Below are 12173 nucleotides of genomic sequence, written 5' to 3' on the forward strand. Positions count from 1 at the left end.
TCAGACCGGACGGTGGCCGTTCCGCACCCGGGTCGCGAGAGATGCGAAGGACTCCGCATAGCTCTCGGGCAGGAACTGCTCACCGTCTTGCGCTGCCCCGCGGGAGAGTTGCTCGATGAGGCCCGGGGTCTGCACGAGGTCGACGATCGCGGCCGTGAGCCCCGCGACATCCGGTGACGGCGCGAGGTGTCCCGCGTGCAGCAGCCCCTCGCGCAACTTCGGGTCGCAGTAGAGGATGCCTCGCTGTCGGCTCACGGCCTCCGCGATGGTCATCGGCTGATTGTCGAAGCCGACCGACGTGAGCACGACGATCGACGTGGTGTTCATGAGCTCGAGCACCCTCTCGTGGTCGAGTGCTCCGTGCACGTGCACGAGCGGGTGACCCTCGACGAGCTTCTCGAGCGCGGCGCGGTCGCTTCCGTCTCCGGCGAAGTCCACGCTGAAGCCGCCCCCTGTGATCTCGAGGGCGCGCACGGCTGCTTCGGCGAACGGCAATGGCCTCTTGATCGGTTCGCATCGCGCGACCCAGAGAAAGCGCGGTTCACGATCTGCTCCGATCGCATCCACGGGGGTGGTTGGTGAGGCGATCGGGTTCGGCACGACGTCGATCGCGGTCTCGACGCGCGCATCCGCGAGGTCTCGCGCCTGGTGTGCCGACGGCGAGATCACCGCGTCGACTCGACGCGCCATCCCGAGGGTGAGGTTTCTCAGGAGGTTGTCGATCGGGCGCGGGGACAGCGCGGACGCCGGGATCTCTGCTCGAGTGATGCGCTCGAGCGACCGCCGGAGCAGCGGCTCGACGAGCCGGTGCCACCAGGGACCGTCGCTCGCCCAGTAGAACGTGTGCACCGTGTGGATGACCGGGATCCCGAGCTCCCGCGCGACGTCGACGGCTGCGTGGGCGAGACCGAATTCGGTCTGCACGTGCACGACGTCGACAGCGTGCTCGCGAAAGGCGGCGCGCAGGGTCGCTCGCGTCCGCGAGCTGTTGACGATGACGGGGAGTTCGAGACCCGGGAGTGTCGCGACCGGAGCGAGCCTCACCTCGTGGAGCGCGTGGCTCACCCGCGGCCGGGAGAACCTCGACGCCGAGATCATGACGACCTCGTGGCCCGCCGCGGTGAGCGCGAGCTCCTGCTGGCGCATCGACGTCTGCGCCCCGCCGACGAAGTCGAGGAAGTAGTCGCAGACGATGGCGATCCTGATCGCCGTGGGAGCGGGCGTCACACGCTGCGGAACGCCGCTACCGCGTTGTGCCCGCCGAAACCGAACGAGTTGCTGATCGCGAGGATGGGGTCGGTGCCGAGGTCGCGTGGCGTCGTCACGACGTCGAGCGGGATCTCGGGATCCTGGTTGTCGAGGTTGATCGTCGGCGGAGCCGTGCGGTGGTGGAGCGCGAGGATAGTGAAGATGGCTTCGAGGGCGCCGGTTCCCCCGAGGAGGTGGCCCGTCGCTCCCTTGGTCGCGGAGACTGCGACGGAGTCGAGGTGGTCTCCGAAGACCCTCTTCATCGCGTTGTATTCGGCGATGTCGCCGACGGGGGTGCTCGTCGCGTGCGCGTTGACGTGGAGAACGTCGGTGATCGAGGCATCCGCTTGATCGAGCGCCGCGAGCATCGCCCGGGCGGCGCCCGAACCCTCGGGGTCGGGAGCGGTGATGTGGTACGAGTCGCTCGTCACCGATCCACCCGCGAGCTCGGCGTAGATGCGTGCCCCTCGAGCGAGCGCGTGCTCCTCGGTCTCGAGCACGATCGCTCCGGCACCCTCGCCGAGCACGAAGCCGTCGCGGTCGACGTCGTAGGGGCGTGACGCGGTCGCGGGGGAGTCGTTGCGCTTCGACAGGGCCTGCATAGCCGCGAACGAGGCGATCGGAAGCGGATGAATGGCCGCCTCCGTTCCGCCCGCGATGACGACGTCGGCGAGCCCGGCCTGCAGGTGCGCGTAGGCGTTGGCGATCGACTCGGTGCTCGAAGCGCACGCCGACACGACGGTGCGTGCCCCACCGCGAGCCGACAGGCTCATGCTGATGGCTGCGGCTGGCCCGTTGGGCATGAGCATGGGGACCGTCATCGGCAGAACACGGCGGGCGCCGCGCTCACGCAGGGTGTCCCACGCGTCGACGAGAGTCCAGATGCCACCGATACCGGTCGCATAGTCGACGGCGATGCGTTCGGGGTCGACATCCGGGGCCCCCGCGTCGGCCCACGCCTCGCGAGCCGCGATCACGGCGAACTGGCTGCCGGGATCGAGCCTCTTGGTCTCCTGCCGCGTCAGGATGTCTGCGGCCGGCACCTTCGCTTGCGCCGCGAAGGTGATGGGGAGGTCGTACTTCGACACCCACTCCTGCTCGAGCGGGCGTGCACCCGACTCGCCCGCGAGAAGGGCGGTCCAAGTGTCGGCGACCGAGCCACCGAGGGGGGAGGTCGTGCCGAGGCCGGTGACGACGATCTTCTTGGGGCTCATGTCTGGTTTCCTTCGGTGGTGCTGTGCTCGTGCGGCCGAGGTGAGCGGATGTTCCCTCCCCGGCCACACAGGCGGTGGTCCTGTGCGCGGAGGTGTCAGCCCTGGGCGTTGGTGATGAACGTCACGGCATCGCCGACGGTCTTGAGGTTCTTGACCTCTTCGTCGGGGATCTTGACGTCGAACTTCTCTTCGGCGTTGACGACAATGGTCATCATCGAGATCGAGTCGATGTCGAGGTCGTCGGTGAACGACTTGTCGAGTTCGACCGAGTCCGTCGCAATGCCGGTTTCGTCGTTGATGAGCTCGGCGAGGCCGGACAGAACTTCTTCGGTGGACAGTGCCATTGTGTTATCTCCTTGGTGGGGTGTCGTGTGACCGGGGTCAAGTCTAGGGAAGAACGATCACCTGGGCGCCGAAGACGAGGCCCGCGCCGAAACCGATCTGCAGGGCGAGGCCGCCGCTGAGCTCGGGGTGCTCGTCGAGGAGCCGGTGGGTCGCGAGGGGGATCGACGCGGCCGAGGTGTTTCCGGTCGTCGCGATGTCGCGCGCGATCATGACGCTCTCGGGCAGGCCGAGCTGCTTGGCGAACTCGTCGATGATGCGCATGTTCGCCTGGTGGGGGATGAACGCGGCGAGGTCGTCGGCGGTGATGCCCGCGGCCTCGAGCGCGCGGGCAGCGACTTTCGCCATGTCCCAGACCGCCCAGCGGAAGACCGTCTGACCCTCTTGACGCAGGGTGGGCCACTCGGCCTCGCCGTCTCGGAACTCGGTGAGCGTCGCGTTCATGCCGACGGCGTCCGCTTTCGAGCCGTCGGAACCCCACACGGGCGCCGCGATCCCCGGGCTGTCGCTCGGGCCGATGACGACGGCTCCCGCGCCGTCGGCGAGCAGGAACGAGATCGACCTGTCGGTGGGATCGACGATGTCGGAGAGCTTCTCGGCACCGATGACGAGAGCATTGTGTGCCGCGCCGGAGCGGATGAGCGCGTCTGCTTGGGTCACGGCGTAGCTGAACCCGGCGCACGCGGCATTCGTGTCGTAGGCCGCGGCCGGGTTCGCCCCGACCCGATCGGCCACGACCGCGGCCATCGACGGGGTCTGTCGCACGTTGCTGATGGTCGCGACGATGACGAGGTCGATCGCACTCGCCTCGATGCCCGATTTCTCGATCGCTTCGAGGGCCGCGTCGGTCGCGAGGTCGGTCGCGCTCACCTCGGCTGAGGCACGCGTGCGCGTGATGATCCCCGTGCGCTGCTGGATCCACTCGTCGCTCGAATCGATCGGGCCGATGAGGGCCGCGTTGTCGACGACGACGTCGCCGCGCGCGGCGCCGTAGCTGTAGATACGGGTGAATTGCGCCCCGGAGGACTGGGTGAGAGTCGCCATGATCACGAGTTCCTGTCGATGAGGTCGAATGCTGCGGGGAGATCGTCCGGCGTCTTGACCGCGACCGCGGGGACTCCGCGCAGACCGCGCTTCGCGAGTCCCGTGAGCGCGCCGGCCGGGGCGAGTTCGATGAGCCCGGTCACGCCCGCCGCCGAGAGCGATTCCATGGTGCGGTCCCACCGCACGGGCGAGCTCACCTGACCGACGAGGAGGTCGACGAAGCGAGCTCCACTCGAGACGGCGGACCCGTCGCTGTTCGACCAGAGGGTCATGATCGGATCATGAGCGTCGAGCGTCGACGCGACGGCGGCGAGTCGGTCGACAGCAGGGAGCATGTAGTCGGTGTGGAACGCTCCTGCGACCTGCAGGGGAATCACTCGCGCTCCCGTGGGCGGCTCGGAGCGCAACGCCTCGAGGGCGTCGGTCGCGCCCGCGACCACGATCTGGCCCCCGCCATTGAAGTTGGCGGGGTGGAGCCCGTGGCGGTCGAGCGCGGCGAGCAACTCGCCTTCGTCTGCTCCGACGACCGCGCTCATGCCGGTCGACGTGACAGCGGCCGCGTCGGCCATCGCCGTGCCACGGGTGTGCACGAGCGTCATGGCATCGGTGAGGCTGAGCACACCCGACACGGCCGCAGCGGTCACTTCTCCGACCGAGTGACCGGCGGCACCCGACACGCGCTCGCGCCGTCCGTCGGCGAGGAGGACGCTTGAGGCGAGCAGCCCCGCCGCGACGATGAGGGGCTGAGCGACTGCCGTGTCGCGGATGGTGTCGGCGTCGGACACCGTGCCATGGGCCACGAGGTCGACCCCGATCGCGTCGGACATCCCCTCGAGCTGATCACGGAAGACGGTTTCGGTGAGCCAGGGGCTCAGAAACCCGGGGGTCTGCGAGCCTTGGCCGGGGCAGAGAACGACGATCATCCGACTATCCTCGCAAGGATCGTCGCTCGAGGCCTGTAGCGACTCCACCAGAAACCTCGAGAAGCGTTGTCTGAATCCGCAGCGGAGCCCGCATCGACACGGTCACCGGCGACGCCGTCGCGGTGCGGTGTCGGGTTCCGCTATGGAGCCCAGGATGAGTGCGGCTTGCAGGATGAGCGACTCGCGCGCGCCCGTGGCATCCCACCCGATCACCTCCGAGACACGCTTGAGGCGATAGCGCACCGTGTTCGGGTGCACGAACATCTCGCGCGCCGTCGCTTCCAGCGAGCGACCATTGTCGAGATAGCACCACAGCGTCGCGAGCAATTCGGTCGAGTGTGCCTGCAGGGGCCGGTAGATCTTGTTGATGAGGGTCGACCGCGCGAGCGCGTCGCCCGCGAGTGCCCGTTCGGGCAGCAAGTCGTCGGCGAGGGCGGGTCGCGGTGCGTTGCGCCACGACCGGGCGACGGCGAACCCCGCAAGAGCAGCCTTGGCGCTGCGGGACGCGTCGACGAGGCTCGACACCTCGTGGCCGAGCACGAGGTGACCTTCGCCGAAGCCGGGCTCGAGCGCTTTCGCGATGTCGACGAAGGGCACGAGGGGCGTCTCGGTCGACACTTCCCCCTCGCCGGGGGTCGGGTGTGCTCGGCCGATCACGAGAACGAGCCTGTTGCCCTGCACTCCGATGAGCACGTCGGCGTCGAGGTGACGCGCGGTCCGCCTCAGCATGTCGACGTCGAGCATGACCGGTGCCGTGCCGACGAGCACCGAGACCTCGCCGTGGCCGTGCCACCCGAGGGCGGCGATCCTCGACGGCAACTCGTCGTCGTATTCGCCCGAGAGGATCGAGTCGACGACGAGCGCTTCGAGCCGCGCATCCCACAGGCCCCGCGCTTCGGCCGCCCGGGCGTAGACGTCCGCGGCGGCGAAGGCGATCTCCCGTGAGTAGAGAAGGATCGCCTCGCGAAGCGACTCGTCCCTCGCCTTGATCCGGTCTTCGACGACCTCGACCGTGACTTTGATGAGCTGCAGGGTCTGGGTGAGGCTCACCGACCGCAGCAGCTCGCGTGGCGCGGCGCCGAAGACGTCCGCGGCGATCCACGGGGTCGACGTGGGGTCGTCGAACCAGTGGATGAACGACGTGATACCGGCTTGCGCCACGAGCCCGACCGCCGACCGCCTCCCTGGCGGCATGTCGCCATACCAGGGAAGCGTGTCGTCGAGTCGTTTGAGTGTCGCGCTCGCGAGCTCACCCGAGATCGTCTTGAGCCACGCGAGTGTCTGCTCCTTGGAGGGAGCCTTCTTCGCCGTCGTCACGCGCCGAGACCTCGGTCGGGTGTCAGCTCTCGCCGCCGGTGTTACCCGACGTGCCCGCCTTCACATCGTGGAGGCGGTACTTGTCGATCGCCTGCTGCGGCACGCTCGGGTCCATCTCGCCGCGGGCGACGAGCGACTCGAGGGTGCGGACGACGAGCGACGGACCGTCGATCTTGAAATAGCGCCGGGCGGCGGCACGCGTGTCGGAGAAGCCGAAGTTGTCGGCTCCGAGCGTCGCGTAGTCACCCGGAACGAACTCGCGGATCATGTCGGGAACGGCGTGCATGAAGTCCGTCACGGCGACGAACGGACCGTGCGCGTCGGCGAGCTTGCGCGTGACGAACGGAACGTGCTTCTCCTCGTCGGGGTTCAAGAAGTTGTGCTCGTTGGCGGCGATGCCGTCGCGACGCAGCTCGGTCCACGAGGTGACCGACCAGACATCCGCCGAGATGCCCCAGTCGTCGGCGAGCAGCTGCTGCGCCTCGAGAGCCCACGGAACGGCGACACCGGATGCGAGCAACTGGGCCTTCGTGCCCTCGCGGTCGGACGTCTTGAGGCGGTAGATGCCGCCGAGCACGCCTTCGACATCGAGGTTCTCGGGTTCCGCCGGCTGCACGATCGGCTCGTTGTACACCGTGAGGTAGTACATGACGTTCGGATCGGCGTGCTCGCCGCCGTACATCCGCTCGAGCCCGGCCTTCATGATGTGGCCGATTTCGTAGCCGTATGCGGGGTCGTACGAGACGACCGCGGGGTTCGTCGCGGCGAGCACGAGAGAGTGCCCGTCGGCGTGCTGCAGGCCTTCACCCGTGAGGGTCGTGCGGCCCGCGGTCGCGCCGATGATGAAACCGCGCGCCATCTGATCGCCCGCAGCCCACATGGCGTCGCCCGTGCGCTGGAAGCCGAACATCGAGTAGAAGACGTAGACGGGCACGAGCGCTTCGCCGTGGGTCGAGTACGACGTGCCGGCCGCGGTGAACGCCGCGAAGGCGCCCGCCTCGTTGATGCCCACGTGGAGGATCTGACCCTGCGGGCTCTCCTTGTAGGCGAGCAACTGCTGACGGTCGACCGAGGTGTACTGCTGTCCCTGCGGGTTGTAGATCTTCGACGTCGGGAAGTACGCGTCCATACCGAAGGTGCGCGCCTCGTCGGGGATGATCGGCACGATGCGGTGTCCGAAGTCCTTCGATCGCAGCAGGTCTTTGAGCAGTCGGGCGAACGCCATCGTCGTGGCGATCTCCTGCTTGCCGGAACCCTTCTTGACGACGTCGTACGTCGAGTGCTCGGGGAGGTTGACCTGCGTGTACTTCGAGCGTCGCTCCGGCACGTAGCCACCGAGGGCCTGGCGGCGCTCGTGGAGGTACTGGATCGCTTCGTCGTCGTTGCCCGGGTGGTAGTACGGAGGCAGGTACGGGTCTTCTTCGAGCTTCGCGTCGGTGATGGGGATGCGCATCTCGTCGCGGAACTGCTTGAGGTTGTCGAGAGTGAGCTTCTTCATCTGGTGGGTCGCGTTGCGTCCCTCGAACGACGGTCCGAGGCCGTACCCCTTGACCGTCTTCGCGAGGATCACGGTCGGCTGGCCCTTGTGCTCCTGGGCGGCCTTGAACGCCGCGTAGACCTTGCGGTAGTCGTGTCCTCCGCGCTTGAGGTTCCACACGTCGTCGTCGGAGTAGTCCTTGACGAGCTCGAGCGCGCGCGGGTCACGACCGAAGAAGTTCTCGCGCACGTAGGCGCCGCTCTCGGCCTTGTAGGTCTGGTAGTCGCCATCGGGGGTGCGGTTCATGAGGTCGCGCAGTGCACCCTCGCTGTCGCGAGCGAGCAGGTCGTCCCACTCGCGGCCCCAGATGACCTTGATGACGTTCCAGCCGGCGCCGCGGAAGAAGCTCTCGAGCTCCTGGATGATCTTGCCGTTACCGCGAACCGGGCCGTCGAGGCGCTGGAGGTTGCAGTTGATGACGAAGTTGAGGTTGTCGAGACTGTCGTTCGCCGCGAGCTGGAGCGCACCGCGGCTCTCGACCTCGTCCATCTCGCCGTCGCCGAGGAACGCCCAGACCTGCTGGTCGCTCGCGTCGGCGATGCCGCGGTCGGTGAGGTACTTGTTCGACTGCGCCTGGTAGATCGCGTTGATCGGGCCGAGACCCATCGACACCGTCGGAAACTGCCAGAAGTCCTTCATGAGGCGCGGGTGCGGGTACGACGACAGCCCACCGGCGTCGTGCGACTTCTCCTGGCGGAAGCCGTCGAGCTGGTCGGTGCTCAGGCGTCCCTCGAGGAACGCGCGGGCGTACATGCCGGGGGAGGCGTGACCCTGGTAGAAAATCTGGTCTCCACCGCCGGCGTGGTGCTGGCCGCGGAAGAAGTGGTTGTGGCCGACCTCGTAGAGGGCGGCAGACGACGCGTACGTCGAGATGTGGCCACCGACACCGATGCCGGGGCGCTGCGCGCGGTGCACCGTGATCGCCGCGTTCCAGCGGATCCACGCGCGGTAGCGCCGTTCGACATCCTCGTCACCGGGGAAGTCGGGCTCGTCGTCGGCCGCGATCGTGTTGAGGTAGTCGGTCGTCGGCACCATCGGAACACCGAGGTGCAGCTCCTTCGACCGCTTGAGCAGCGACAGCATGATCTCGCGTCCGCGCTCGTGCCCCTGAACCGCCACGAGGGCGTCCAAGGATTCCTGCCACTCGGCAGTCTCTTCCGGATCGGAATCGATGTTGTTGACCGAATACGGATCCTGGTCGTTGACCGTCACCCTTGACCTCGCTCTGTTCGCGTGTTCTTCGTGATTGTTGGAGCACTTCGACGACCGCCGGGATTGTCCGGTCGCGCGTCAAAGCCTCGTCGATTCTAGTTGCACGAGTCTGAGCGCCATCCCCGTTCCGCTGTCAGCGGTCTGTCGCGAGGGGCGTTGCCCCGACTGGTATTGTTTCGCCAACGTCACCGCAGCGCTCCGCCGCCGCAGTCACGGGCCTTTAGCTCAGTTGGTAGAGCGCCACGTTTACACCGTGGATGTCATCGGTTCGAGCCCGGTAGGGCCCACTCTCACGCGGGTCACGATGCGCGCCCGAGCGTCGCCGTCACCCTCGCGTCCACACCGCCGGAGAGCGGCACCGTCGTCTCGGCGCCGCGCGCGCTCACCCGATAGTCGCCGGCGAAACCGCGCACGGGGACGCGACCGTCGGCATCCGTTCGCAGGGTCGTCTGCGGCATCCACCACTCCTCCTTGACGAGCGAGCGGAGGGCGTCGTACGAGGGCTTCGTCGAGCCGTCCGCCCGCACGAAGCCGACGGGAGCGCCGAGCCACGACCCGCTGTCGCTCAAGCCCCAGTAGGTGATCGCCTCGACCGCGGGGTGCGTCATGAGTGAGCGGTAGTGGCGCACGATCTCGTCGGCCTGGCGCTCCTCACCCTCCGGAGTGGAGGGCCAGTGGTCGACCTGGTAGTCGTTGAGGTCGACGATCTCGGGAGGCATGAGGTCGCCCGAGAGGATCGTCGACTCGGTCATGTGCAACGGGAGCCCGAAGCGAGCGAATTTGTCGACGGTCGCGAGCATCGTGTCTTCGCCCCAGTAGCCCTGGTGCATGTGCGTCTGGAGGCCGATCGCGTCGATCTGGATGCCGGCGCCGAGCACCTCGTCGAGGAGGTCCTCGTAGCGCTCCGAGAGATCGAAATCGTTGAGCAGGAGCGTCACCGAGGGGTTCGCCGCCCGCGCCTCCTCGAATGCCAGGCGGATCATCGGGATGCGGCCCAGGTGCTTCGCGAGCTTCGTGATGCCGTTGTCCTCAGCCTCGAAGACGGGCATGATCACGACCTCGTTGATGGCGTCCCACGTGTCGACGAGACCGCGGAAATCGCCGACCTCACGACGGATGCGCTCGCGCTGCACTCGCTCGATCTCGTCGGGTTCGAGCTCGAGCAACCAGGGAGCCGTCACGGTGTGCCACACGAGAGGGTGCCCCTTGAGCGCGACACCGCGGTCGGCGAACCACTGCGCCGTCGCGAGGAGCCTCGCGGTGTCGGGCTTTCCGCGGTCGGGCTCGAAACGGCCCCAGTAGAACGGCAGCGTCGCGGTGTTGAACACGTCGAGCCACAGGTCGGCGAGCCTCGGGAGAAGAGCGATGTCGGCGTCGATCACGCGGCCGGGCACGGGCTCGGTTTCGCCGTTCGCGAGCGGGATGAAATCGAACGCGATGTTGCCGAAGGCGAACGCGTGGCCCGACTGCTCGACGACGACATCCGTGTCGGCGAGCGGTGTGCCGTCGGGGGAGACGACGGTGACGGTCGCGTCGACGACGCGATGCCGGACGGAGTCGTCGAAAGGGGGGAAGGATGCAGCCACGGGGCCTCCTCGTCGAGGTGGAGTTCGCCGCCGTCGGCGACACCACGACGCTAGGCGATGTCCGGCCGTGCGGCGGAGGTGACGCGCGGACCGCGGACGTGACAGTCTCGGAGGGGAACGTCGCCGAGAGAACGAGCGGGAGCACATCATGGTCGAGAAAGTCGTCGTCGCGGTCAACGGCGGTCCGGGCAGTCGGGCCGCCCTCGAGTGGGTGATCGCCCGCTCCCACGAGGTGCCGATGTCGCTCGAGATCACGACCGTGGTCGAGACGGGCCCGTGGACGTCGTCGTTCACCGAGGAGCGAGAGATCCCGGCCTACGAGCGGATGCTCGCGACCGCCGCGGCGCTCGTGAGCGAGAACTCTCCGGGCACGAAAGTGCAGACGACGCTCCGTCGCGGGTCGACGCGACACCAGCTCATCCTCGCGTCGGCGGGGGTCGACCTCTTCGTCATCGGAACCCGCGAGTCGACCGGCTACTTCTCCGGAACACTGCGCCAACAGGTCGCGGTGGGCGCGCACTGCCCCGTGATCGTCATCCCCGCCGATTGGACACCGAGCGGCGGGCACGTGGTGGTCGGCGTCGACGACGACGACACGTCGGATGTCGCTCTCGAGTTCGCCGCGGCCGAAGCCGAGCGTCTCGGTCGCACGCTCCACGCCGTGCACGCGTGGCACATCCCGCCCCTCGTGGCGGCGGAGTTCGCCGGCACCGGCACCGACGTCATCACGGGGTTCGAGGCCGCCGAGAGCGAGGTGATCGACCGCGCGGTCGCGAAGATCACGGAGCATCGACCCAACGTCGAGGTGTCGGCGGTCACGCGGGAAGGACCCGCGGCCGCCGTCCTCACCGACGCCGCGCGGGGAGCTGACCTCCTCGTCGTCGGCACCCACCGGCGCGGCATGCTCCCGGGGCTCATCCTCGGGTCGGTCGGACACGACCTGCTCATCAGTCTCCCGTGCCCGGTCGCGATCGTCTCCCACCCCGACGATGTCGCGCTCGACGCGTCTGCGGAGAGCTGAGTCACCGTGTGCGGTCGATTCGTCGTCGCGGGAGAGCACCGCGACCTTCTCGGGCTCTTCGAGATCGAGATCGAAGGGAACGACCTGCCTGAGCCGTCGTGGAACGTGCGACCGACCGACCGCGTTCCCATCGTCGTCGAGTCGCTCGCCGACGGAGGGATGCCGACACGGCGCCTCGAGGGCGCGCGCTGGTCTCTCGTCCCGTCGTTCTCCGACAGCCTCAAGCTGCCGTACCCGACCTTCAACGCGCGCTCGGAGACCGTCGCCGAGAAGCGCGTCTTCGCCCCTTCCGTCGTGTCACGGCGCGCGATCCTGCCCGCGTCGGGGTACTACGAGTGGAAGACGGTCGGAACCGTCAAGACCCCTCACTACATCTCCGACCCCACCGGACCCCTCGCGTTCGCGGGCCTCTACTCGTGGTGGCGGGACCGCTCGCGAGCCGACGACGACCCCGCTCGCTGGGTTCTCACGGCCACGATCCTCACGACCGCGGCGACCGGCGCGCTCGCCGACATCCACGACCGCACCCCGGTCGTACTCGATCGCGAGCTCTGGGACGACTGGCTCGACCCGACGATCGTCGGAGACCAGCCCTTCGTCGACGGAGTCGTCGCGGCGTCGGCCGACGCGCTCGACGAGCTCGAGATCCGGCGGATCGCGCCACTCGGCAGCGGCAACGACCCTTCGCTCATCAATCCCCTCTGAACCCCGATCGACCCGGCGCGAGAG

10 protein-coding genes and 1 tRNA gene are annotated in these 12173 nt (G+C 68.0%); 3 read left to right on the forward strand and 8 right to left on the reverse strand.

The genetic code is table 11. The features are described 5' to 3' along the window. The 7 genes from ACLHIH_RS03440 to aceE form a co-directional block, all read right to left on the reverse strand. Positions 1 to 1227 carry a glycosyltransferase family 4 protein gene (locus ACLHIH_RS03440; RefSeq protein ID WP_411315308.1) on the reverse strand — a complete coding sequence of 409 codons (1227 nt, stop codon included), beginning with the start codon at positions 1225 to 1227 and terminating at the stop codon, positions 1 to 3. Then, positions 1224 to 2462: a beta-ketoacyl-[acyl-carrier-protein] synthase family protein gene (locus ACLHIH_RS03445; protein WP_411315309.1), complete on the reverse strand. Its 1239-nt coding sequence runs from the start codon at positions 2460 to 2462 to the stop codon at positions 1224 to 1226. Before ACLHIH_RS03445 ends, ACLHIH_RS03440 begins: the two co-directional genes overlap by 4 nt. A gap of 95 nt (positions 2463 to 2557) precedes the next feature. Next, the gene (locus ACLHIH_RS03450; protein WP_411315310.1) at positions 2558 to 2806 is read right to left on the reverse strand and encodes an acyl carrier protein; all 249 of its coding nucleotides are present in this window, start codon (positions 2804 to 2806) and stop codon (positions 2558 to 2560) included. A gap of 43 nt (positions 2807 to 2849) precedes the next feature. After that, a complete protein-coding gene (locus ACLHIH_RS03455) occupies positions 2850 to 3848 on the reverse strand; it encodes a beta-ketoacyl-ACP synthase III (RefSeq protein ID WP_411315311.1) in 999 nt (332 codons plus the stop codon). 2 nt (positions 3849 to 3850) lie between these two features. Next, positions 3851 to 4771 (reverse strand): ACP S-malonyltransferase, encoded by a 921-nt coding sequence (locus tag ACLHIH_RS03460; RefSeq protein ID WP_411315312.1) that lies wholly within the window; start codon positions 4769 to 4771, stop codon positions 3851 to 3853. A 102-nt stretch (positions 4772 to 4873) separates the two neighbouring features. Beyond that, complete coding sequence (locus ACLHIH_RS03465) at positions 4874 to 6088, reverse strand: PucR family transcriptional regulator (RefSeq protein ID WP_411315313.1); 1215 nt, start codon at positions 6086 to 6088, stop codon at positions 4874 to 4876. A gap of 22 nt (positions 6089 to 6110) precedes the next feature. Further along, the gene (aceE, locus tag ACLHIH_RS03470) at positions 6111 to 8837 is read right to left on the reverse strand and encodes a pyruvate dehydrogenase (acetyl-transferring), homodimeric type (RefSeq protein ID WP_411315314.1); all 2727 of its coding nucleotides are present in this window, start codon (positions 8835 to 8837) and stop codon (positions 6111 to 6113) included. 214 nt (positions 8838 to 9051) lie between these two features. Between aceE and ACLHIH_RS03475 the strand changes: the two genes are divergently transcribed. Beyond that, positions 9052 to 9124 (forward strand) — tRNA-Val (locus tag ACLHIH_RS03475). A 12-nt stretch (positions 9125 to 9136) separates the two neighbouring features. Here the strand turns inward: ACLHIH_RS03475 and ACLHIH_RS03480 are convergent. Then, positions 9137 to 10423: an endo-1,4-beta-xylanase gene (locus ACLHIH_RS03480; RefSeq protein WP_411315315.1), complete on the reverse strand. Its 1287-nt coding sequence runs from the start codon at positions 10421 to 10423 to the stop codon at positions 9137 to 9139. Positions 10424 to 10571: 148 nt separating this feature from the next. Here ACLHIH_RS03480 and ACLHIH_RS03485 point away from each other — a divergent pair, with 148 nt between their 5' ends. Further along, positions 10572 to 11444, forward strand: coding sequence for a universal stress protein (locus ACLHIH_RS03485; protein ID WP_411315316.1), 873 nt, complete (start codon positions 10572 to 10574; stop codon positions 11442 to 11444). Positions 11445 to 11450: 6 nt separating this feature from the next. Next, a complete protein-coding gene (locus ACLHIH_RS03490; protein ID WP_411315317.1) occupies positions 11451 to 12149 on the forward strand; it encodes an SOS response-associated peptidase in 699 nt (232 codons plus the stop codon). The last annotated feature ends 24 nt before the right edge of the window (positions 12150 to 12173 follow it).

The sequence above is a fragment of the Marisediminicola sp. LYQ134 genome (assembly GCF_046599635.1).
Taxonomy (GTDB): Bacteria; Actinomycetota; Actinomycetes; order Actinomycetales; family Microbacteriaceae; genus Marisediminicola.

Bases quoted from the DNA above. Each gene is read 5' to 3' on its own strand.
- ACLHIH_RS03445 (WP_411315309.1), bottom strand. From the start codon at position 2,462: ATGAGCCCCAAGAAGATCGTCGTCACCGGCCTCGGCACGACCTCCCCC.
- ACLHIH_RS03450 (WP_411315310.1), bottom strand. From the start codon at position 2,806: ATGGCACTGTCCACCGAAGAAGTTCTGTCCGGCCTCGCCGAGCTCATC.
- ACLHIH_RS03455 (WP_411315311.1), bottom strand. From the start codon at position 3,848: ATGGCGACTCTCACCCAGTCCTCCGGGGCGCAATTCACCCGTATCTAC.
- ACLHIH_RS03460 (WP_411315312.1), bottom strand. From the start codon at position 4,771: ATGATCGTCGTTCTCTGCCCCGGCCAAGGCTCGCAGACCCCCGGGTTT.
- ACLHIH_RS03485 (WP_411315316.1), top strand. From the start codon at position 10,572: ATGGTCGAGAAAGTCGTCGTCGCGGTCAACGGCGGTCCGGGCAGTCGG.